The 22,558-nt window shown below is 53.3% G+C and carries 17 protein-coding genes; 11 read left to right on the top strand and 6 right to left on the bottom strand.

Annotated elements, in window-relative coordinates; all coding sequences use genetic code 11:
- Position 1: 1 nt before the first annotated feature.
- Complete coding sequence (gene argH / locus V6U78_RS04115) at positions 2–1,429, bottom strand: argininosuccinate lyase (protein WP_405337482.1); 1,428 nt, start codon at positions 1,427–1,429, stop codon at positions 2–4.
- A 190-nt stretch (positions 1,430–1,619) separates the two neighbouring features.
- On the opposite strand from argH, the gene V6U78_RS04110 reads away from it, so the two are divergent.
- From V6U78_RS04110 to V6U78_RS04090, 5 genes are all read left to right on the top strand, one after another.
- On the top strand, positions 1,620–2,966 hold the full coding sequence (locus tag V6U78_RS04110; RefSeq protein ID WP_405337480.1) for a sodium-dependent transporter: 1,347 nt from the start codon (positions 1,620–1,622) through the stop codon (positions 2,964–2,966).
- 78 nt (positions 2,967–3,044) lie between these two features.
- A complete protein-coding gene (locus tag V6U78_RS04105; protein WP_405337478.1) occupies positions 3,045–4,832 on the top strand; it encodes a sensor histidine kinase in 1,788 nt (595 codons plus the stop codon).
- 27 nt (positions 4,833–4,859) lie between these two features.
- Positions 4,860–5,513, top strand: coding sequence for a response regulator transcription factor (locus V6U78_RS04100; RefSeq protein WP_405337476.1), 654 nt, complete (start codon positions 4,860–4,862; stop codon positions 5,511–5,513).
- Between the two features lie 160 nt (positions 5,514–5,673).
- Positions 5,674–6,312 (top strand): c-type cytochrome, encoded by a 639-nt coding sequence (locus V6U78_RS04095; RefSeq protein WP_405337474.1) that lies wholly within the window; start codon positions 5,674–5,676, stop codon positions 6,310–6,312.
- Between the two features lie 11 nt (positions 6,313–6,323).
- Entirely contained in the window at positions 6,324–7,328 is a 1,005-nt protein-coding gene (locus tag V6U78_RS04090) for a c-type cytochrome (RefSeq protein WP_405337472.1), read from the top strand.
- Positions 7,329–7,459: 131 nt separating this feature from the next.
- On the opposite strand, the gene V6U78_RS04085 is transcribed toward V6U78_RS04090, so the two are convergent.
- Together V6U78_RS04085 and V6U78_RS04080 are read right to left on the bottom strand one after the other, a co-directional pair.
- Complete coding sequence (locus V6U78_RS04085; RefSeq protein ID WP_405337470.1) at positions 7,460–7,975, bottom strand: disulfide bond formation protein B; 516 nt, start codon at positions 7,973–7,975, stop codon at positions 7,460–7,462.
- A 161-nt stretch (positions 7,976–8,136) separates the two neighbouring features.
- Entirely contained in the window at positions 8,137–8,352 is a 216-nt protein-coding gene (locus V6U78_RS04080) for a hypothetical protein (protein WP_405337468.1), read from the bottom strand.
- Positions 8,353–8,621: 269 nt separating this feature from the next.
- Here V6U78_RS04080 and hexR point away from each other — a divergent pair, with 269 nt between their 5' ends.
- On the top strand, positions 8,622–9,479 hold the full coding sequence (gene hexR / locus V6U78_RS04075) for a transcriptional regulator HexR (protein ID WP_405337466.1): 858 nt from the start codon (positions 8,622–8,624) through the stop codon (positions 9,477–9,479).
- 39 nt (positions 9,480–9,518) lie between these two features.
- Here the strand turns inward: hexR and V6U78_RS04070 are convergent, their stop codons facing one another.
- The gene (locus tag V6U78_RS04070) at positions 9,519–12,323 is read right to left on the bottom strand and encodes a putative bifunctional diguanylate cyclase/phosphodiesterase (RefSeq protein WP_405337464.1); all 2,805 of its coding nucleotides are present in this window, start codon (positions 12,321–12,323) and stop codon (positions 9,519–9,521) included.
- 223 nt (positions 12,324–12,546) lie between these two features.
- Between V6U78_RS04070 and uvrD the strand changes: the two genes are divergently transcribed.
- From uvrD to V6U78_RS04055, 3 genes are all read left to right on the top strand, one after another.
- Positions 12,547–14,886, top strand: coding sequence for a DNA helicase II (gene uvrD, locus V6U78_RS04065; RefSeq protein WP_405337462.1), 2,340 nt, complete (start codon positions 12,547–12,549; stop codon positions 14,884–14,886).
- Between the two features lie 13 nt (positions 14,887–14,899).
- Positions 14,900–15,100 (top strand): DUF2788 domain-containing protein, encoded by a 201-nt coding sequence (locus V6U78_RS04060; RefSeq protein WP_405337460.1) that lies wholly within the window; start codon positions 14,900–14,902, stop codon positions 15,098–15,100.
- 93 nt (positions 15,101–15,193) lie between these two features.
- Positions 15,194–15,949: a substrate-binding periplasmic protein gene (locus tag V6U78_RS04055; protein ID WP_405337458.1), complete on the top strand. Its 756-nt coding sequence runs from the start codon at positions 15,194–15,196 to the stop codon at positions 15,947–15,949.
- A gap of 42 nt (positions 15,950–15,991) precedes the next feature.
- On the opposite strand, the gene V6U78_RS04050 is transcribed toward V6U78_RS04055, so the two are convergent.
- A complete protein-coding gene (locus tag V6U78_RS04050; RefSeq protein ID WP_405337456.1) occupies positions 15,992–16,738 on the bottom strand; it encodes a substrate-binding periplasmic protein in 747 nt (248 codons plus the stop codon).
- A 198-nt stretch (positions 16,739–16,936) separates the two neighbouring features.
- Between V6U78_RS04050 and V6U78_RS04045 the strand changes: the two genes are divergently transcribed.
- Entirely contained in the window at positions 16,937–18,463 is a 1,527-nt protein-coding gene (locus tag V6U78_RS04045; RefSeq protein WP_405337454.1) for a sensor histidine kinase, read from the top strand.
- Positions 18,450–20,675: a two-component system response regulator gene (locus tag V6U78_RS04040; protein ID WP_405337452.1), complete on the top strand. Its 2,226-nt coding sequence runs from the start codon at positions 18,450–18,452 to the stop codon at positions 20,673–20,675. The genes V6U78_RS04045 and V6U78_RS04040 overlap by 14 nt, the downstream gene beginning before the upstream one ends.
- 159 nt (positions 20,676–20,834) lie before the next feature.
- Here V6U78_RS04040 and V6U78_RS04035 read toward each other — a convergent pair whose 3' ends face one another.
- Positions 20,835–22,553: a PilZ domain-containing protein gene (locus V6U78_RS04035; protein ID WP_405337450.1), complete on the bottom strand. Its 1,719-nt coding sequence runs from the start codon at positions 22,551–22,553 to the stop codon at positions 20,835–20,837.
- Positions 22,554–22,558 lie beyond the last annotated feature (5 nt).

Below are 22,558 nucleotides of genomic sequence, written 5' to 3'. Positions count from 1 at the left end.
CTTACTGGCCTCGTTCGGCCAGCAGCGCCTGTGCACGCTCAGCGGCAGCTTGAACCTGCTTAGGGGCGGTGCCACCCAGGTGATCCCGAGCGGCGACTGAGCCTTCTAAGGTCAAAACATCAAAGATATCTTCTTCGATATCCTGAGAAAAGCGCTGGAGTTCTTCAAGCGTCATGTCGGCCAGGTCTTGCCCTGTTTCAACACCGTAAGCGACGGATTGACCCACTATCTCATGCGCATCGCGGAAAGCAATGCCCTTGCGTACCAGATAATCTGCCAGATCCGTTGCGGTGGCAAAGCCACGACGTGCCGCTTCACGCATCACTTCACGCTTAGGCTCCAGCGCAGGCACCATATCGGCAAAAGCGCGCAAACAGCCCTTGACGGTATCAATCGCATCAAACAAGGGTTCCTTGTCTTCTTGGTTATCCTTGTTATAGGCCAGCGGCTGAGATTTCATCAGCGTTAACAGGCTCATTAGATGACCATAGACACGGCCGGTTTTGCCGCGCACCAGTTCAGGTACATCGGGGTTTTTCTTTTGCGGCATGATCGAGCTGCCAGTGCAGAAGCGATCCGGCAGGCGAATAAAATCAAACTGGGCGCTGGTCCATAACACCAGCTCTTCGCTCATGCGTGAGAGATGCATCAACAGCAGGCTGGAGAAGCTGCAAAACTCGATCGCAAAATCCCGATCGGAGACAGAATCGAGCGAGTTGCGTGTAGGCTGAGTAAAGCCAAGCAGCTCAGCGGTCAGAGTACGATCGATTGGGTAGGTGGTTCCCGCCAGGGCCGCCGCCCCTAGTGGCAGGAAGTTGACCCGCTTACGCGTATCCATCAAGCGCTCATAATCGCGCTGCAGCATTTCATTCCATGCCAGAAGGTGGTGGCCGAAGGTAACGGGCTGGGCTGTTTGGAGATGGGTAAAACCGGGCATGATGGTGGCGGCTTCTTGTGCAGCCAGCGCAATCAGGCCTTGTTGTAGCCGTGTCAGCTCAGCGGCAATCAGATCGATCTCATCACGCAGATAGAGGCGCACATCGGTGGCCACCTGATCATTACGTGAGCGGCCAGTATGGAGTTTCTTGCCGGTGATCCCGATTTTAGCGGTCAGCGCAGCTTCGATGTTCATATGCACATCTTCTAGGCTGACCGACCAGTTAAATTTCCCGCTTTCTATTTCCTGACGGATTGCGTTTAATCCTTCGATGATGGCATCACGCTCGGCTTCGGTCAGCACGCCAACCTTGGCCAGCATGGTGGCGTGGGCAATCGAGCCTTGAATATCGTGGTGGTATAAACGCTGATCAAATTGGACTGAAGCAGTAAAGCCTTCAACAAAGGCATCGGTGGGTTCGTTAAAGCGTCCACCCCACAGCTTCTCGATCTGTGCAGAAGCCGTTGGGGTCGCGCTGTTGGATTGCGTCATGGGGTCTTTGTCTCCAGAAAAAGTGGACAGAGGATCGGCACAGTTTAGCAGAGCCCACTGGCTTTAGTCGCTATTTAAGCGTGGATCAGGAGGATTCAACTGGTGTTTGGGTACAAAACTTGCATAAGTTTCGGCGGAGCTCACTTCTGAGCGATCATTTTCTTTTTTTGGCTGTTAAAAGAGGCTAGCTATGTCATCAATGACCAAAGTACACGGACAGTGGTCGTCGCGTATGGGGTTTATCCTGGCTGCGACGGGTTCAGCTGTAGGTTTAGGTAACATCTGGAAGTTTCCTTATATGGTGGGTGATAGCGGGGGCGCGGCCTTCGTGATGCTGTACTTGCTGTGTATTTTTATGATTGGTCTTCCCATTCTGGTCTCTGAATGGTTGTTGGGCCGTCGTGGTCAGAAGAACCCGATCAACACCATGGTGGAACTGGTTGAGAAGAATAATGCCTCGCGCATCTGGGTACTCTTTGGTATCACTGGTGTGTTGGGGGCCTTCCTGATTCTTTCTTTTTATAGTGTCATTGGTGGCTGGTCGCTGGCCTACATTAAAGACGCTGTGGTTGGTAATTTCAGCGGTCAGCAGGGCGATGGCATCCTCGCCCTCTTTGTCGGCATGTTGGCTGATCCGTGGAAGCTGGTGCTGTGGCACACACTCTTTATGTTGATCACTGTCGGCATTGTGGCGCGTGGTGTGAAGGGTGGTTTGGAGCGTGCAGCCACGATTTTGATGCCGGCGCTGGGTATTTTGTTGCTGCTGTTGGTCATCTATGGTATGACCACCTCTGGCTTTAAAGAAGCCTTGCTGTTTATGTTCAAGCCTGATTGGTCCGGCGTGGACGGTTCCACCTTCTTGGCCGCCTTGGGTCATGCCTTCTTCACCCTGTCTTTGGGTATGGGCATCATGATGGCCTATGGTTCTTACCTGGGTGAAGATATCAATCTGCTGCAATCAGCACGCACTGTGGTGATCATGGATACCGTGATTGCGCTGGCAGCCGGTATGGCGATCTTCCCGATTGTTTTTGCTAACAATTTGGATCTCGGCCAAGGCCCAGGTTTGATCTTTATCACCCTGCCTGTGGCTTTTGGTAACATCACAGCCGGTTGGTTTGTTGGCGTGGCCTTCTTTGTGCTGCTGACTTTTGCGGCTATTACTTCAGCAATCTCGCTGCTGGAGCCTGTCGTTGAGCTGGTCGAAGAGCGCACGCCTTTAAGCCGTGTTGGTTCAACCTTGGCTGCGGGTCTGGCTGTATGGTTACTGGGCATTGCCGCGCTCTTGTCGTTTAACGTCTGGGAAGAAGTCCTCTTCCTTGGCCTGAATGTGTTTGATTTCCTCGATACGCTGACTAGTAAGTACCTGCTGCCGCTGACTGGCTTTGGGGTCATTCTGTTTGTGTCGTGGATTCTGGATAAAGAAAGCGTGCGTCAAGAGCTGGGTATGGATGTCTATGATTTCAGCGTCTGGAATCTGATCACGCGCTTCTTGGCACCGATAGGTGTGGTCGTGGTCTTCGTGGGCCACCTCTAAGAGAACGTAGGATAATTTGCACCAAAAAAGGGCTATTCAGATTAAGATGTTCCAAAAAGTAGCATAAGTGGATGAACGATGCGCCAAGGAAGCTTAATCTGTTTAGTCTGGATGCTGTGTTTTGGGGCAGGTGTGGCACAAGCGGCACCTGTCCAGCTGCATTTGGGCGTGTTGAGTTGGACTGACGCGCCCACCTCCTCATGGACAACGACGCTGAACGCTTTACAGGCGGAGTTTCCTCAAATTGAATGGGTGTTAGAGCCCTTATCTCTGGCAGAAATCGAACAGGCGCTGGCTGCTGGCCGCTTGGATTATCTGCTCACCAATCCAGGGCATTTTGTGACCCTGACACCTCATTTTGAACTCGCGCCGCTGGCAACCTTTCGTGCTCCAGGTATTCATCAGCGCACCCAAGCAGTGGGTTCGGCTTTGGTGGTGCGTGCAGAAGACTCGCATTTACAGCATTGGCAAGATCTGGCGATGGCGAGGATTGCTGCGGTTGAGCCAGCTGCTTTTGGTGGTTTTCAGCTGATCTGGGATGCGCTAGAACACCATGGGCTGGATCGAGAACAGGATGTGGGCGAGTGGGTGTTTACTGGTTTTCCGATGGAGGGGCTGCTGCCCTTGCTGACTGCTGGCGAGGTGGATGCCATCGTGCTGCGCTCCTGCCTGTTGGAGCAGCTGGCAGCGCAGGGCCAGATCGATATGCAGGCTTTTCGGGTGCTGCAAGCCCAGCCGGTGGAGGGCTATCCCTGTTTGACATCTACGCCTCTCTATCCAGATTGGCCTTTTCTTAGTACGGGGCGTGCACCAACAGAGGTCACGGATCAGGTCTTGATGGCCTTGCTACAGATGCAGGATGCAAGCACAGGTGACCGGCTCTGGTCGGCAGCCGCCTCTTATCAAGCCGTGTATGCCTTGTTTGAGCGCCTCCGCGTTGGCCCTTTTGCCGCTTTTCCCAAAAATCCCTTGCAGGCCGTCCTGCTTGAGTATCGCGCTTGGATCTTCTCTTTTGCCTTGGTCTTGCTGCTGATTTTTGCCCATCACTTTTGGGTGGAGCGGCTGGTGCGCCACAGAACCCGCGTCTTGGAAGCCACGCTGGAAGAGCAGCGCCAGACTCAGGCTCGCCTGCGTCAGCAGGAGCGTGAGCTACAGCATTTATCACGCTATGCGCTGATGGGGGAGCTGGCCGCTGGTCTGGCTCATGAACTCAATCAGCCCTTGGCGGCGATAGTCAACTATGCCCGAGGTGCTGAGCGCTTGTTGGCCACCGCTGTGACCGATCAACCATCACCGATGGCCACTGAGCAGCAGGCTGCTTTGCATCAAGTGGCCCAGCGGATTGCGTTACAAGCTGAGCAGGCGGCCGCGCGGATCAAAAGTCTGCGCTTATTTTTGCGTCGTGGTGAGACACAAAAACAGCCGTTCACCTTGGGGAGTCTGTTGGATCAGGCGCAAGAACTGATTGCCACCCAAGTCGAGCAGCAGGGGGTCACGCTTGAATGGCACTGCAGTGACGCCCTGCGTGCACAAAGCCTGTATGCTGATCCTGTTCAGCTGTTGCAAGTGCTGCTCAATCTGTTCACCAATGCCTTGGATGCGCTGGCCGAGGCCGAACACAAGCAGATCGAGATTCAGGCCCAGCGAGAAGGGCCGCATCTGTTGCTCAGCGTGGTGGATTATGGCTGTGGGCTGCAAGATCCAGCGCGCTTGTTTGAGCCTTTTTATACCACCAAGGCCAAGGGCATGGGCTTGGGGCTGAGTTTAAGTCGCACGCTGATTCAGGCCCACCAAGGTGAACTGAGTGTGTGCTCCAGTCCGCATGGCGGTGTGGTGGCCAGTATCCGCCTGCCCCTGCCGTCTTGATCCATTCCCATCAGGAGGAGATCCCTAATGGAAACCTTGCTACCTATGCACTCTCCCCAGGCCAAGGCGTGTGTCTGGATTCTGGATGATGAGCCAGCCTTATGTGATTCTCTGGCTTGGCTGGTCTCCACGGTGGGCTTAAAAGCACGCACCTTTACGCAGCTGGAGCCCTTCTGGGCGGCCTTTGATGCGCAGCATCCTGCTTGTGTGCTGCTGGATATTCGCTTGCCGCAGGTGAATGGCTTGGATGTGCTGAGCGCCTTGCAGCAGCGCCACCCAGAAGTGCCGGTGCTGATGATGAGCGGTCATGCCGATGTTGGGCTGGCGGTCACGGCCCTTAAAAAGGGCGCACGAGATTTCTTTGAAAAGCCCATGTCGGATCAGGCTTTAATTGATGCCATCCACCAAGCACTGGCGGCACATCAGGCCAGCCTGGAGGCGGCTGAGGCCGTCACCGAGCTGCGTCAACGCTATGCGCAGTTAACAGCCCGAGAGCAGGAGGTGATGCAGTGGCTGGTGGCAGGCCACCCCAGTAAGCGGATTGCTGATCAGTTGCAGATCAGTGTGAAGACAGTGGATGTTCATCGGCATCATATTCTGAGCAAAATGCAGGCGCAGCATCTGGCCGCGTTAATTCATCAGGCCTATCGTTTGGGTTGGGTCTCAACCTTGCCCAGCTAAGAAGAGGCTACCTCTCGTTTGTTTTTCTTCTCCATCGACCTGCCGTGAATAAGAAAATCCTTTAGTGGGTGAGGGGATCTCCTAATAGCCCCTTGACCTTAGATTCGGTAGGGTTAAACCGACCGCAAGAATCGCGGTGCCGATGGATGAGGGGAACATCATGAAAAAAATAAAGCAACTACTCTGGGCGGCTGGGCTGGTGAGCCTGACCTTGCCAGTGTGGGCACTCGAAGGTGATGCCCAGCGGGGGCAAGCGGCGGCGGCCGTCTGCATGGCGTGCCATCAAGCCGATGGCAGTGGTTTGAATATCCCAGGCGGTGAATCCTGGCCGCGCCTAGCGGGCATGAATGCCGAGCACCTTTACAAACAGCTGCTGGATTTTCAGCAGGGCCGTCGCACCAATGCCACGATGGCCCCTTTTGCGCAGATGCTCAATGATCAGCAGCTACGCGATGTCTCTGTCTACTATAGTCAGCTGCCGGCGACACCTGCCTCAGGCTATCAAGGTGTGGATGCAGAGCTGCTCGCGCACGGTGAGCGCCTAGCCACACGCGGTGATTGGGATCGTTATATCGTGCCCTGTGCCAGTTGTCATGGTCCAGATAATCAGGGGGCAGGAGCGCATTTTCCGGGTATAGCGGGCCAGCATGCCGGTTATATCGAGCGTCAGCTGAGAGACTGGCAGCAAGGCCAGCGGGATAACGACCCTCAACATCTGATGCTGGCGATTGCTGAGCGGATGGATGATCGCGATATTCGCGCTGTTTCAGCTTGGCTGGCTTCTCAGCCTGCGCAATAGGAGATGCTGCCATGACATTCAATTTTCGACCCTTACCTGTTCTTTCTGCACTGAGCGCGTTGATTTTGCTGGGCTCAGCAACACAACTGCTGGCCGAGCGCGAGCTGCGTTTTCCGGTCAATCCTCCTGAGCCAAGAGAAGGCCAGTATGTGCATGTGCCCCCCACGCTGGATGAGCTGGAAACCTCAGGCATGCACCCTGAGTTACAAAGAGTGATTCGGCGCGGGCATGATCTGTTTGTGAACACCCAACAGCTGCGTGGCGAGAATGTATTTAATGATATGAACTGTAGCAGCTGTCATATGGGCGAAGGGCGTCTTCCCTTTGCTGGCCCTGTGTGGCGTGCTGCGGTGGTGCTGCCAAATTTTCGTCCCAAGAATCAGCATGTGAACAACCTGGAAGAGCGGATTGCCGGTTGTTTTACCTATTCGATGAATGGGATTCCACCTGAATATGGCAGCGATAATATGGTCGCATTGGCGGCCTATCACCAGTGGCTGGCGCGGGGTGTCCCCACCTATCAGCTGACCGACTACTATGGCCGTGGCTACTCGATTGACCGCCCAGATGAAGAGCCTTCTTATGAACGGGGGCAGGCGCTCTATGAGGCCAACTGTGCGCTGTGTCATGCGCAGGATGGCAGTGGTATGCGTGTTGATGGCACACCCCATTTCCCCGCGGTTTGGGGGGATCTGTCCTACAACTGGGGGGCGGGGATTATTCGTCATCATACGCTGGCGGGTTTTATCCATCACAATATGCCGCTGGGCCAGCCTTATACCATGAGCGTGCAGCAGTCTTGGGATATTGCGGCCTATATCAACCGTCAAGAGCGTCCCCAGGACCCACGTTATACCGGGGATGTGCATGAGACACGCGCCTTGTATCTCGATACCTTCCATGTGCATGGTGATTACGGTACTGAGCAGCAAGGGCGTCTTTTAGGCGATCATGACAATCTGGGAGAAAAGCCGATACTGCGCCCTGCTGTGGTCAGACCCAGAACCTTCCAGTAGGGATGACGTTCAGCAGGTATCATGGCTGGCGCTGAGCGCTTGGCAACAAAAAGCCCCGATCTTGTCGGGGCTTTTTTGATGGAGCAAGAGAGGTGATTGGCGGTGCGGCCAGATTCTTCTAGCGTGATGGATTACAGCAGCTGAGATGCTGAGCGCCGTGAGCGACGAGCCAGCAAACCATACAACCCAAGCCCACCTAAGAGCAGATAACCACTCAGCGTCCAGGAGGGCAGAGGCAAGCCTAAGAAGTTGGCCACCTGAGCACAATCGGCGCTGCCGAGCAGCATTTCTTGAATTGCCTCACGCAGTGGCAGGAAATCGAGCAGGGTTTCGACATCCATCCCGCAGCTGACCGTATGAGGGTTGAGTTTGATATACAGATGGCGCAGCGCCACACCGATACCACTGAGAGCCAGCAGCACAAAGGGCAGTGCGAGCAGGCGTCGCAGCCACTGAGCAGGCAGGCACCAAGCCAGAAAGCTGATTAGGGCGAGGCCAGCAAACAGCCAGCGTTGAATCCAGCACAGATGACAGGGTTGCAGGCCAGTGATGGCTTCATAGGCAAAAGCAGAAGCCAGAATCAGGCTGGAACCAAGAAAAGTCAGGAAGAGGGCGTGACGGCCGATCCAAGTCAGCAAGGGTGGCAAGATGATCTCCTTCAAATAAAAAATAGAAAGCCAGCGTAAAACCTTGAGGGGGTTTCACACTGGTGACAGGCAATAAAGCAGCAGAGCGAACCCTTTATACCCTGCTTGAGGCGAAAAGTTCTCTGCTGATCAGGTCAAGTCAAGCCTTGGATGAGGTAGGGCTAGTGATGACGTGGGCCAGCCTCTTCCTCCCAGCCATCGCTGAGTTCCTGCTTTAAGCGCTCAGCTTCATTTTTTTCTTCGATGGATTGTCGTGCTTTGCGCCAGCGTTGAGTGCGATAAGCATCGAGCGAGCGGCGTTCTTCTTCTTTAATATTCTTGAAAATATCAAGTAAATCAGCTTTCACTTGGTCTAAAGGGGTTGATGTTGCGGGCATAACACACCTCCTAAAACAAGATGGCTTGATTCCTATGGAAGGGTCACCTGTTAAATTAATCTGCATTTTTTACGCCAAGATTGCAAGTTGGCCGTATGCATTAAAAATAAGTGCTGCTGATGCAATGCAGTCAGGGTTGGGTGCTGTTGGGCACAGCTGTCGTGAGCGATCAGCCAGCCAACACCAGAGAAAAAAGAAAAATGGGTTATCACTTGTGGAACAGGCGGGTAGAATAAAAGCTTACTCCTTGATGATGAAGCAGAGCCACAGTGATTAATATTCTGGAACACCTCAGAAAAACCATGGACACCTTTCGGCGCTCAGAGCAGAAGGTCGGCCACTATGTGTTAAAGAATCCGAATGAAGTGATTCATATGCGCATTGTCGATTTGGCGACCGAGGCCCATGTCAGTGAACCGACGGTGGTGCGCTTTTGCCGTGCTTTGGGTTGTGATGGCTTTCAAGACTTTAAGCTACGTTTAGCTCAGGTGCTGGCCACAGATAATAGCTTCACGCAATTTTCAATGAATGATGGCGATACCGTCGCTGAGTTCTCGCGCAGTATTTTTGATTCCACGATTGGTGTGCTGTTGCAGGTGCGCGATAAGCTGGATACCGGGCTCTTGCATGAGGCCATTCAGCTGCTGACCCATGCTAATCGGGTTGAGTTTTATGGTTTTGGTGCCTCAGGCGCGGTTGCTGTGGATGCCCAGCACAAGTTCTTCCGCTTGCAAATGTCGACGGCGGCTTATTCTGATCCCCATATGCAGAATATGTCGGCGGTCACCCTGTCACCGGGGGATGTGGTGGTGGCCATCTCGCAAACAGGGCGCACCAAGTCTTTGATGCAAAGCGTTCAGCTGGCGAAGGAAGCTGGAGCCAGTGTGATTGGTCTGTGCCCTTCAGGTTCGCCTCTGGCTGAGATGGTGACCTTACCACTTTTTATGGATGTACCTGAAGATACCGAGATCTATACGCCGATGAGTTCACGTATTGTGCATCTGGTGTTGATTGATGTGCTGGCCGTTGGCGTGGCGAAGATGCGCGGGCCAAAATTGGTGGAGCATCTGCAAGCGGTCAAACGCAGCTTGCAGGGTCTGCGCCTGCCAGATCGGCTGCGTTCTTGATCTGACTCGCGCTGATGTCCTTCAGCGCGGGCTTTCCTTTCAAAGTGGGTTGTCTTGTGTCACGCGCCTGTCTGCCTTCTCCACCAGCAGGGGTTGTAATTGTTCGGCGGCTAAAGGGCGGCTAATCAGGTAGCCCTGCACATAGTCACAGCCCAAGCCGCGCAAGGCTTCGAGCTGGTCAGCATACTCCACCCCCTCAGCGACCACCTTGAGCCCTAAGCCGTGGCCGAGTGCAATAATCGCCTGAGTCAGTGTGCCTTGCTGATGTGAGGTTTGCTGAGTTTGCAAAAAGCTGCGATCAATCTTGAGCAGATCTAATGGAAAACGCTGCAAATAACTCAAGGAGGAGTAGCCAGTGCCAAAGTCATCAATCGCGAGGGACACCCCCCGTTGACGCAGGCGTTGCATCTCGCTGACTGAGGCCTCGACATCTTCCATCAGTGTGCTTTCTGTCAGCTCCAGCTGGAGCAGCTGGGCTGGTAATCCATGCTGGTTGAGCAGCTGATCCACCTCGTGCACAAGCTGGCCTGACTCGATCTGCTGGGCGGCGATATTCACTGCCACTTGAATGCTGTAGCCCTGCTCAAACCAATGCGCTGCCTGGGCGCAAGCCGCCTCTAAAACCCATGATCCAAGCTGGTGGATCAATCCGGTGCGCTCAGCCAAGGGGATAAATGCACTGGGCGGAATCCACCCCATGTCCGGATGGTGCCAGCGGGCCAAGGCTTCGACACCACTGATGCGCTGAGTTGCCAGATCTAACTTGGGCTGAAAGTGGACGGCCAGCTGCTGTCCTTCTAGCGCGAGGCGTAACTCCTGTTCGAGATGCAGCTGCTCTAGATTGCTCTGGCGCATCGCATCGTTATAAACATGGACTTGATGCCCCCCAAGGGCCTTACTGCGCAATCTGGCTTGATCAGCCTGATTCATCAACACTTGCAGCTCATGGCTATGTTCTGGATAGGCGCTGATGCCCAGGCTCAGTGTCAGGCGCAGTTCATGCTGCTCATAGTGGATGGTTTGATGGATGCTGCTCATCAGATCCTGAGCCAATACCAGCGCCTGATCGAGATCCGCGTGCAGCAAGGCTGCAAACTCATTGCCTCCGGTGCGTGCGAGTATCTCTGCATCAGGTAGCTGATAGGCCGCACGCTCAGCGATCTTCTTCAGCAAGAAGTCACCGACATGGTGTCCGAGCGAGTTGTTATAGGCTTTAAAACGATCGACATCAAAACTCAGCAGTGCTAAGGGCTGGCCTGAAAGACGGGCCTGCCCGAGTGCTTGATGGAGGCGATCATAAAATTGAGCCCGATTGGCCAGTCCTGTGAGTTCATCATATTCAGCCAGATACAGCAGGCGTTCTTCAGTCAGGCGCTTCTGGGTGAGATCAGAGAAGATCCCTATCGTATAGGCGCTGGATTGATAGCCGCTGGTGACGCGCACCACACGCAGCCACTGGGGATAGCTCTCGCCATTTTGCCTTTCTTGTATCAGCTCGCCTTCCCAGCGTGGCTCCTGGCGCAGCAGCTGTGCGATTTTCTTATAGGTGGCCTGCTCCCGTGCAAAGCAGGGGCATTGCCAGAAGTTCTGCTGTAAGACGGCCTGACGCGAATAGCCTGTCGTCTCCACAAACGCCTGATTAACGAAGATAATGCGGCTCTCTGCATCAATGATGTAGGTGGCCTCACTGGAAGCCTCAAAGGCGCGCCACGCCAGCTGGAGATAGTCATCTTTTTCTTGTTCTTCGGTCACATCACGACGCGTGCCGAGCATACGCTGGGCCTTACCATTAATCGGATGCCGCTCAACAACTTCGCCATGATCTTCAATCCAACGCCAGCCCAGTGTTTTGTGTTGAATACGAAAACGACACTGAAAATGGCGCGTCTGGCCCTTCATCGCGTGAATCAGTTGTTGGCGCAGGTGAGGATAATCATCTGGGTGCACCAGTGGTTGCAAATGCCCCATAAAATGCGGGATTTCATCTTCGGCATAGCCAAAAATCTGGCTGAAATGTGAGTGGTAGATGGAATCGCTATCAAGATCCCAATCCCAGAGGCCAAGCTGGCTGGCCTCAATGGCTTGGCTGATACGCTGGCGTTGTTGCTGGAGCTCTAAACTGGTGTGCTGATGTTGTGCCAGGGCGGCCTCCAGCTCCTGCGTGCGCTGCTGCACCATATCTTCTAATTGGCTGTGTTGCTTTTGCTGCTCTTCGAGCAAGGCAGCAATCTGGAGCTGATGTGCCAGCATTTTGCGCAGTAAGCGTCGATTATGCCAAGCATTGAAAATCACTGCAGCCAGTGCCGGTAGCGCCAGCAAGCTCCAGAAAAGCTGCGATTCCGTCCAGCTGACTAAAAGCAAACTGATCAACCCCGGCAGCGTAAAGGCCAGCGCCACACTAAAGAAATAGATATAAATGCTAGAGGCAAGGAGTAAAACAGCAAACCAGAGGCAGAGCAGCATCCCGACTGCAAAGGGCTGGTGCTGAAGAGCGGGCAGGCTCCAGGCCAGGAGTGCCGCCCAGACAGAGCCAAGGCATAAGGCCCCTAGCTGTAATAGAGCGAGGCGGCGGGCATCCTGCTGAGGTTGAGGCGCGGGTGCTTCTGCTGGATCTGGCCGCGCCCGCTGGGTAAGCGCACGCCCGACGAGCGTCAGCAGCAGTAGACTCAGCCACCAGCCACCGAGCAGACTGGGTTCGATCCACGACCAAAGAAAAGGCAGGGCGAGGCTGGCGGCAACCAGCGAGACCCAATAGAAGGCTTCGGCATCCGTGAGAGAAGAACTCAGCCATTCCTGCTGGAGAAGATGGGGCGCCACCCTGAATTTGTGCTGATGTGCAGTCATCTTGGGGTCGTCAACATTGTTGTTATTATCTGAAATTGTCCGGTGATGAGCGTCAATGCAATCCTGTTGACGCTCAAAAAATCGCGCTGACTGTTAGGTATAACAGACTTCAATCCAGCTGGCTATGCAGACTATGTTAGTATTTGGTGACTCAAGCATCCCTTTTCCTCCTCAAGCGTGTTGACTCGTTTTGGGGCACTTTTCTGACTGCTCAGGTTGTTTTATGTCTGCGACTCATCCTCTCCTTGAAGGTCTCAATCCCGCTCAGGCCCAAGTGGTTGCTGCGCCTCATCAAGATATGCTGGTTTTAGCCGGTGCCGGTAGTGGTAAAACCCGTGTTTTGGTACAACGCATTGTTTGGCTGGTGCGTGATCAGGGTTTATCCCCCTATGCCATTTTAGCGGTGACCTTTACCAATAAAGCAGCCAAGGAGATGCGCTTGCGTCTGGAAAGCCAGCTCAATCTGAGTCTGCGTGGTATGTGGGTTGGTACCTTTCATGGTCTGGCGCATCGCCTGCTGCGATTGCACTGGCAAGAAGCACGGCTCCCCGAGTTTTTCCAGATACTCGACAGTGATGAGCAGCTGAGTCTGATCAAGCGCATCATGAAGGATCAGCACTTGGATATGGAGCAGGTCAACCCCAAGGATGTCCGCGCCTTTATCAACGGCCACAAAGAAGAAGGACGACGCGCCGCGCAGGTGCAAGCCTATGTGCGAGGCAACCTCCATGAGCAGCAGTTGGCCGAGGTCTACGCGATTTACGAGCAGCTGTGTCAGCGCCAAGGTGTACTGGATTTTGCCGAGCTACTGCTGCGCGCCTTAGAACTGCTGCGCGATAGCCCAGCTTTGTTGCGCCATTATCAGCAGCGTTTTCAGCATCTGCTGGTGGATGAGTTTCAAGATACCAATAGCTTGCAATATGCATGGCTACGTCTCCTCAAGGGCGATCAAGGGCATTTGATGGCGGTCGGCGATGATGACCAATCCATCTACGGCTGGCGAGGCGCAAAAATAGAGAATATCCATCATTTTCGGCGTGACTATCCAGAGGCTCAGTTGCTACGCCTTGAGCAAAACTATCGCTCGACAAGCCGGATTCTCAACGCCGCCAATGCGCTGATTGATCACAATGCGGATCGTCTTGGCAAAACCCTGTGGACTGAGGACCAAGAAGGTGAGCCGCTGAAGGTCTACGCGGCATTTAATGAGCAGGATGAAGCGCGCTTTATTGTCGAGATGATCCAGCAGCATCAGGCGGCCGGAGGGCGAGTGTCCGATTGTGCACTGCTTTATCGTTCGAATGCCCAATCACGCGCTTTAGAAGAAGCCTTGTTACGCCAGAACCTTCCTTATCGTGTTTACGGCGGCCATCGTTTTTATGATCGCCTTGAGATTAAAAATGCCTTGGGTTATCTGCGCTTGATCGTCCATCGTGCGGATGATGCCGCATTTGAGCGGATTATCAACACCCCAACGCGGGGCATCGGGCAAACCAGTCTAGAAAAAATTCGCGTCTATGCGCGTGATGAAGGTCTTGGACTGTGGGATGCCAGCGTTGAAATGCTGGCGCAAAATAAGCTCACTGGCCGAGCCCAGCAGAGTGTGCGTCAGTTTATTGAGCTGATTGAGCGGTTGGATGAAAAAATCTATGCCCTCAAACTGGCTGATGCGGTTGAAACCGTGATTCAAGAATCTGGATTGCTGGATTTTCATGCGCAGGAAAAGGGCGAGAAGGGCCAAGCCCGTGTGGATAACTTAAAAGAGCTGGTGTCCGCTGTCAGTGCTTATCAACCCAGCATGCCCTTCGCCCAGTTGGCGGCTGAACTGGTATCTGGTCAACCTGTTGAGGAGCCAGCCGAGCTGGAAGTCGAAGGCCGCGAAGCTCTGGCGCTCTTTTTAACGGATGCTAGCCTGGATGCCGGCGAGCAGCAGGCAGAAGAAGATCAGGATGCGGTACAGCTGATGACACTGCATACTGCCAAGGGCCTTGAGTTTCCGATTGTGTTCCTCTGCGGGATGGAAGAAGGCCTCTTCCCCCACGAAATGGCCATGCGTGATAGTGCCACTGGCCTCGAAGAAGAAAGACGGCTTTGTTATGTGGGCATCACGCGTGCCATGCGCCAGCTCTATCTGACCCATGCTGAAAGTCGGCGCGTTTATGGGCGTGAAAAGCCTTGTCGGACCTCGCGCTTTTTGAAGGAGCTGCCCGCTGAGCTGCTGCATGAGGTGCGCCTGAAATCCAGTGTCAGTCGCCCCTATGCAACGGGTAGCAGCACGGCGCAGCGCCCATCTAGCTTTTCTTCGCGCCCGTCAGCCAGTTCGACCCTGCCCAATGCGGCCGTAGTGCGCTCTGCTTCTTCCACCCTCAAGCAGGCCGGACAGGATGCGCTTGCAACTCAAGCGCTGCGAATAGGTCAAAGAGTGAGCCATAAAAAGTTTGGTACGGGCGTGATTCTGCATGCAGAAGGACAGGGCGAGAGAACACGACTGTTAATTCATTTTGATCAGGTTGGAGAAAAGTGGCTGGTGATGGGCTTTGCTCCCCTACAACCTCTTGATTAAACGAGGAAAGAAAATGCATTACACGCAACTCGAGGCCCTGGCCCTGCCATTGTTGATCAGTGGGCTGGTGTTGTTTATGGGGTTTATCGTCTGGGACTTAGCGCGTAAATCCAATGCTGGTGGTTTTGGTACCACCATCTTGTTTATTGCGCTTGGGCTGGGTGTGGTCGGCTTTGTCATTAAATCCATCGCCGTGGCGATTATTGGCGGCTAGATAGGCCGTCAGCGGCTCATCCCTCTTCTGCACAGCAAAACCTTGATGGCTTGGCTAGACTAGATCTCATAGGCCTGTTACCGAGGTTTTTTTATGCGCCGATTTTTTCTTTTTCTGCTATTGGCCGGATTCGGGTATTCGTCCTCTGTTGTCGCGCGTCAGCCAGTGGTGATTTTCGGCGATGCGAACTATCCGCCCTATAGTTATCTGAATGCGGCCGGTGAGCCGAGTGGCATCTATGTTGATTTATTGCGCCCTATTTTTGACCAGATGACCGATTATGCGATCGAAATCCAGCTGGTGCCCTGGGAGCGGGCTCTGGCTGCTTTAGAAGCCGGTGAAGTGCTGGCCATCTTTCCTCCCTATTTTTATCCTGCCTCAGTTCGGCCTTATATCGGCCACTATTCTGTTCCCCTCTATCAAGAAGAAGTGGTGCTCTTCTGTCGCAGAAACCTGTTTACCTCTCATCCACGGCGTTGGCCGGCTGATTTTTTTGGGCGCGTTATTGGCATCAACCAGGGATTCGCTTTTGGTGGTGAGGCCTTCTGGCTGGCGGTGCAACGAGGTGAGGTGCAGCTCAGTGAAGCAGAAACCAACTGGCAGAATCTGTTGATGCTGATGGATCAACGTATTGATTGTTATATGAATGATCGTCTTTCCATCGAACAGGAGCTGGCACGTATGGTGGAAGATGGCGAATGGCAGGGGAGTTTACCGCAAGAAATCCGTGTGGTTGAGCGGCACACAGGGCATCTGGCTTTTACCCTCGCGCACTGGCATGGTTATCATTACTACCATGATTTTATTGATCTTTTTGATAGGCTGTACTTGGAAAGGGATGCTGAATAGTCCTCACCCTCTGGTGGCCCTCACCTGTTGTACGCGGATCGTTTAAAAAGACAGTGTCTCATCCAGGGGGTGTGTGGCAATGGCGTGATTGATCAACTCGAGCAAGGTGGTGGCTTGTGGATGACGGCGACTGATCATGACATGAAAGGCCTTGGTGAGGTGGAGTGGTTGATAAGTTAAACCGACTGGAAGTTGATAAATGCCCAGTTCGCCGCCGCTCAGTAAGGGTTCTCTCTCACTTGGAAAAAACTGGCAGCGCTGGGCTTCAAGCATATTCAGCACCTGTTGAATGGAATCTCCTAAGATCAACTCGCTCTCTGACAAACCAAAGGGCTGATAGTTATAGCCATTAACGCCACAGTACTCAGCAAGTGCCAGTGATGATGGCTGGTGTTGTGCTGTTGAGGCCTCCATTGAAAATAAAACCAGCTGGGTGTGATATTGCACTTCAGAAAATAGCGCAAAAGTGGCACGTTGCTCAGAATAGCTGACATTCCACACCACATCACAGAGCCCTTGCTGGGCGGCCATTTCGTGCATCACTCTGGCCCAGGGCATAAAGAAGAACTGGTAGTCGAGCCCGGCCTGGTCAAGGGCTTGGCGCAGCTGTTGCGTCGCACTGCCATCAAGTGTCGACGGGTCAGGCTCACCTTCTGCAGTGCGTTCAAAATAAGAATAGGGTGGCCAAGGGTTACCATCACCAATACAGAGGCGAATAGGCTCAGCGGCAGAGACAGGGGACAGAGAAAGGAGCCAGCCAGAGCACACAAGCAGTAAGAAACGATGCATAGGATGAGTCTCGCAGTAGAACGCCAGCGTGGATCGAGAAGTTCAACCCTAGCATCCTTGAGTCGATGAAGGCAAAAAAAGACAAAAAAGAAAGGAATCACATCAGGAGTGGCTGATTGATAAAGAAAAAGCAAACTTGGACTGCTTTGGCTAGACTGGACTTAGGTCATCTGAATGGATGCTGAACGAGGATGAGAGATGAGCACTCCAGCCCTGTCATTAAAAAAACTTTACTTGCGGCGTATGCTACCTGCCTTATTGCTGGTGCTGCTTTTCTTTATTGCAGAGATGCTTTATCAGCAGCTGCATAACCAGCGAGCCTTACAAGATCAGTTTATGCAGATTCAAATGGGGCAAACCGCACAGCTACTGGAAGAACCCGTGTGGCGTTTCTCGGATAGCGTGATCCACAGCATTCTGATTCGTCTCTATCAGGAGGAGCCGGTGGTCTGCGTGCGGCTCGAGCATGCCCGTGATTTACGTCAGCCTGTCCAGCTTGGCTCTTGTGATCAACAGTCTGCTGGAATGGAAGTTTATAGCCGACCTGTGGTGTATCAGTCACCAGGTGGGCCACGAGAACTCGCTGAGTTGACTGTTTGGGCGACTTCTTCGTTTTCGCTACCCGCATTAGTGCGCGAAATCATCTATTCATTGCTGCTGACCCTGCTGATTTTTACCGTCTTTGCTTCTTTCACTTTGCGCACCTTCCAGAAGATGATTTTGCGGCCCTTACGCGCTTTCTCACGCAGCCTGCGTCATTACCAAGCCACGGGAGAAAAGCAGCCAGTGAACTGGCAGTCTTCCGATGAACTGGGTCAGTTGATCTATGAATACAACCAGAGCTTGCAGATTCAGGCTGAAGCTGAAGAACGTGCTCATCGTGCCCGAGAAGCCGCCGAGCAGGCTTTGGCGCAACTCAAGCAGGCGCAGGAGAGCTTGATTCAGTCAGAAAAGCTCGCTTCCTTGGGTGGATTGGTGGCTGGGGTGGCACACGAGATCAATACCCCTGTGGGGAACAGTGTCACGGTTGCCACCACCATGCTCGATCATACGGATAGCCTGAGCAAGAAGGTGGCCGGTGGTCAGTTGACGCGCTCTGATTTACAGGGCTATTTAGAGATGATGCAAGAAGCTGGGCAGCTTTTGTATCGCAATGTGCAAAAGGCCGCTGATCTCATCCAGCATTTTAAGCAGGTGGCGGTTGATCAAACCAGCGCCCAGCGACGGCGTTTTGATTTGCAAAAAACGCTGGAAGAGGTTGTCTATACCTTGAAGCCGCAATTGAAATCTACGCCGCATCAGATCCAGCTGGATTTGCTGCCTCACGTACAGATGGATAGCTACCCTGGCGCTCTAGGTCAAGTCATCAGCAATCTGGTCAGTAATGCATTAATCCACGCTTTTCCTGATCAGCAGGCAGGGGTGATCACCCTGCGTATGGAACCGCCAGAGGGTGAGCAGGTGGTGATCTGGGTCGAAGATACAGGACAAGGGATGCCACCAGAGATGCTCGGCAAAGCCTTTGATCCTTTTTTTACGACTAAGCTGGGTCAAGGTGGCTCAGGGTTAGGGCTGCATATTGTTTATAACCTGGTGCAAGGCGTGCTTGGGGGAAAGATCAGTGTGACTCACCCAGCGGGTCAAGGACTGGTCTTTCGCTTGGTTTTACCGCTTATCGCACCTCAAAAACAGTCTAAGGGAGACACGCCACGTGAAGTCGAATGAAGACGATCTTTTACTCTTTGCCGATGAGGCGTCGATCACGGCTCCGCTGATGGAAGGCCCAGCTTGGCGCATTTTGATTGTTGATGATGATATCGATGTGCATCAAGCCACTAAAATGGCCTTTTTCGGGCTGGAAGTCTTAGGACGTTCTATTGAGTGTATGAGCGCCTATTCAGCCGCTGAAGCGCGTCAACTTTTAGAGCAAGCAGGGCCTTTTGCCTGTGTCTTTCTTGATGTGGTGATGGAAGAAGAGCAAGCCGGCCTGAAGCTGGTCGGCTATATTCGTGATCAGCTGCAGGATCAGCAGGTGCGTATCGTGCTGCGTACGGGTCAGCCTGGTTATGCGCCAGAGCTGGAGGTCATCAAAAAGTACGATATTAATGACTATAAGCATAAGAGTGAGCTATCGCGCACACGCTTGGTGACGGCATTGATTGCTTCGCTGCGTTCTTATCAGCAAATTCGTATGCTGGAACAAAGCCGCACTGGTCTAGCGATGATTATCAAGAATGCGCCGAACTTGTTTTTGCGCCATTCGGCACAGGATTTCGCCCAGGGCGTGCTGCTGCAGTTGTGTAGCCTGTTGGATATAGATGAAAATGGTTTTATCTGCTGCCATGAGGACAGTCAAGATCAGCAGGTTAGAATTCTGGCGGGCGCAGGGCATTACTCACACTTGATCGGGCAGAGCGTGCAGGATATTGAAGATCTCACTGTGCGTGAGGCCATCCTCGACGCCATGCGCAGCAAGCAGAATGTGATCTGCAGTGACTATATGCTGCTTTATATTCAATCGCCGCGCCAAGATGAACTGGTGGTGCGTATTGAAACCCATCGCCCTTTGACCGAGATGGATATTCGCCTCATTGAATTGTTTTCAATCAATATCGCCGTGGGTTTTGAGAATGCCCAGCTGTTCGAGCAAACGGAGTTCCAAGCCTTACATGATACCTTAACGCTGCTGCCCAATCGGCATGCTTGCCTTGAGGCCTGTGAGCGTTTGATTCAGGATCAAACACCCTTTGCGGTGTTGATGATGGATGTCGATAATTTTCAATCGATCAATGATGGGCTGGGCTATGGCGTTGGCGATGCGATGCTGAAAAAGATCGCAGTGCTGTTGAAACAGCATTTTCATCAAGCGGCTTTGATTGCTCGCCTCTCGGCGGACACCTTTAGCGTGTTGCTGCCACAGGCCAGCCTTGAGCAGATTAACCCTTGGGTCGAAGCCTTTAAAGAAGCCACGGATCAGGGATTGGATGTCGAAGGCTACGACCTGCCGTTGAGCTTCACTCTTGGGCTGGCTTTTTATCCGGGACAGGGAGAGACAGCCAAAGCCTTGCTGCAAAACGTCAGCATTGCGATGAAGCATGGCAAGAATACACGTCGTGGTTTGCTGAGCTTGTTTGATCATGCCTTTGAGCGTGCTTTGCAGCAGCGCTTGAGCGTGGCCCAAGAACTGCGCTATAGCATTGAGCGTGGTGAGCTCGAAGTGTATTTTCAGCCGCAACACTGCCTGCAAACACAATCCTTGATGGGCGCAGAGGCCTTGCTGCGCTGGCGGCGTGCTGGGCAGCTGGTCTCGCCTATTGAGTTTATTGAGGCGGCTGAATCCACGGGGTTGATCGTGCCTCTCGGTGCCTGGGTGTTGGAGACCGCCTGCCATGAGCAGCAGCGTTGGTGGCGTGAAACAGGGCAACGCTTGACTGTGGCGGTGAATGTCTCGATGCGCCAGTTAATCGATCCGCATTTTCTTGATCAGGTGGATCAGGCCTTGCAGAAGACCGGCATTACACCTGAAGACCTTGAGCTTGAAATCACCGAGAGCATGATGATGGAGGACCCTGCCGCCTTGCAGCAATTGATTGCAGGCTTGCGTGATCGAGGCATCAAGGTGGCGATGGATGATTTTGGTACTGGCTATTCGTCCTTGAGCCATCTGCAACAATTGCCGCTGGATAAGCTGAAGATCGATCGTGCTTTTATCTCTGGCCTAGAGCAGCATAAAGAAGATCGACTGCTGGTTGAGATGATGATTAACCTCGGCCATATGCTCGGCCACATCGTGATTGCAGAAGGCGTAGAAACACAAGAGCAGCAGCAGATACTGTGTGAACTTGGATGCGACCGAGTGCAAGGCTATTTCTACTCACCACCACTGGCCGCCGAAGCTTGGCAGGCTTATTTATTGGCCCATGCCCAGCCAGAGTGAGCGTCAGAATGGGCAGGTCAGACACGGCTGTGATTTGCATGCCAAGATCGACTTATCCGCGGTGGCACAGCGTGAGGCAAGTGGGCAAGCAGCCGTCTCCAGCAAAGGGAGACAAGATGATCACGGCGGCAAGGACAAGCGCTTCTAGTCGGCTTGTGCTCAGGCTTCTTCCACTGGTGGCGCGAGCACTTCTGCTTTGATGCCACCCCATTGCTCGACGAGTTCGGGGGTGAGTTTGACCTCACTGCCTGGATCATTGCCTTCGATCAGGATCACACTGGTCGCGATGCCTTGGGTATCGACACGATTGACACTGGCGACCTTGCCATCACCAAATTCGATATAAGCGCCAAGAGGGCGTAGCCCATAATGCTGCATAAAGCGCTTGAGCAAACCTGTATCAAACCATTCCTTGTGCTGGCCGACCCAGCGGTAGGCATCACGCCAAGTCACGGCCGGATCATTGAGGCCAGACACAAGGCAGTCCAGTACCTTGACGAGACCAACCGTGCGGGCCAAAGAATCGAGCTTTTCGCCGGCCAAACCACGTGGATAGCCACTGCCGTCCAAGCGCTCATTGCTGTTGACGATGATGGATTCACCAATGCGTTGTGGAATCCATTTCATCGATGCAGTAGAGCGTAAAACAGCGATATGCTGGCGCTTCATCGAGCGTAAATGCTCAGGGGAGAGCTTCAGCGGATTAAAGCAGGGATGGCGGCTGACAAAGAGTTTGCCAAGATCATGCACCAGGAGCGAGGCCATCACGGCCAGCTCGATGCGATGACTCACCCCGATCTTCATCATCAACGGAAAGCTGCGTGCCGCTACACGCAAACTATGCAAAATAGTCGGATGGATTTTGGGGTGAGGTTGATTCAGGGCAAAAATAAACCCTTGTTCATCTTTTTCTAGCTCTTGTAGCAGCGAACTAGCCAGCTGCTGCATCATTTTTGCATTCAGGTTTTCTTGCAGGGCAATCAAAAAGGCTTGGCAGGCCAGAAGGTCTGCCATGCGCTGAATTTTTTTGCGCTGCTCGGGCTGAATCAACGAAGGCAAGGGCTTGCTGGTGGCCTTGACTGGGCGATGATGACTGCTTTTACTGGGTGCTAAGAAAAGTGATGATGAGCGCTTATGGTTTTGATCCTGACGTGTCACCTTCGCCAATTCGCGCTCGACATCAAGCGTGAGACGAAAGAAGCGTCTTTCCTCGTCTTGATCAGCATGTAAGAAATGGCAGCCCAGTAGCGCATGTTCAAACTGATCATCTGGACGCAGATAGGTCATCTCAAAAGGGGTATGAATATCCTTTTGCGAGGGGAAAATCAGCCGTACTCTAAATAAAGGATCCAATGGGCGCAGCAGGTGTAAGGCCATTTGAGGCGGGAGTTGAATCCGACAGCCAGAGGCAGATAAGTCGGCCAGTTGGCCACGCAGGCTACCAATGGATGTCTGGACTTCGGCCTCAATGTTCAGATGGCCGGCAACATAGACACGAAAGAACTCGCGATGAAACACCTGAGTGAGCTGCTGAGGGAGAGGCAGTTCCAGCGTCAGGTTTTTGGTGCCAGGTTGGATGCGCTCTACCTCGAGAGGTTCACTATGATGAAGCAGGTTGCGAAATTTGACATAAACACGAAAAAGATGATGTTTGGCTAGAAAAGCCAAGTCGGCTTCATTCGCGCTGAGTGTCAGCTTGAGGCGCTGGGTCTCACGCACCAAAAGGACGCGATCGACCTTCCAAGTCTGATCGCCATTGGGTAGGTCATCTTTCTCCATTGGCTGGAGACGAATCAGCTGATGCTGAATGCCTTCATCAATCGCTAGGCGCAGCTTCTGACCGGTGAGTTGCTCTTGTGAAGCAGGTAAGGTGGCCATGACTT

This window comes from Marinospirillum alkalitolerans, assembly GCF_045055655.1.
Taxonomy (GTDB): domain Bacteria; phylum Pseudomonadota; class Gammaproteobacteria; order Pseudomonadales; family Halomonadaceae; genus Marinospirillum; species Marinospirillum alkalitolerans.
Note: the sequence above shows the minus strand (reverse complement) of the source record. Positions and strands in the feature narration are given on the sequence as shown.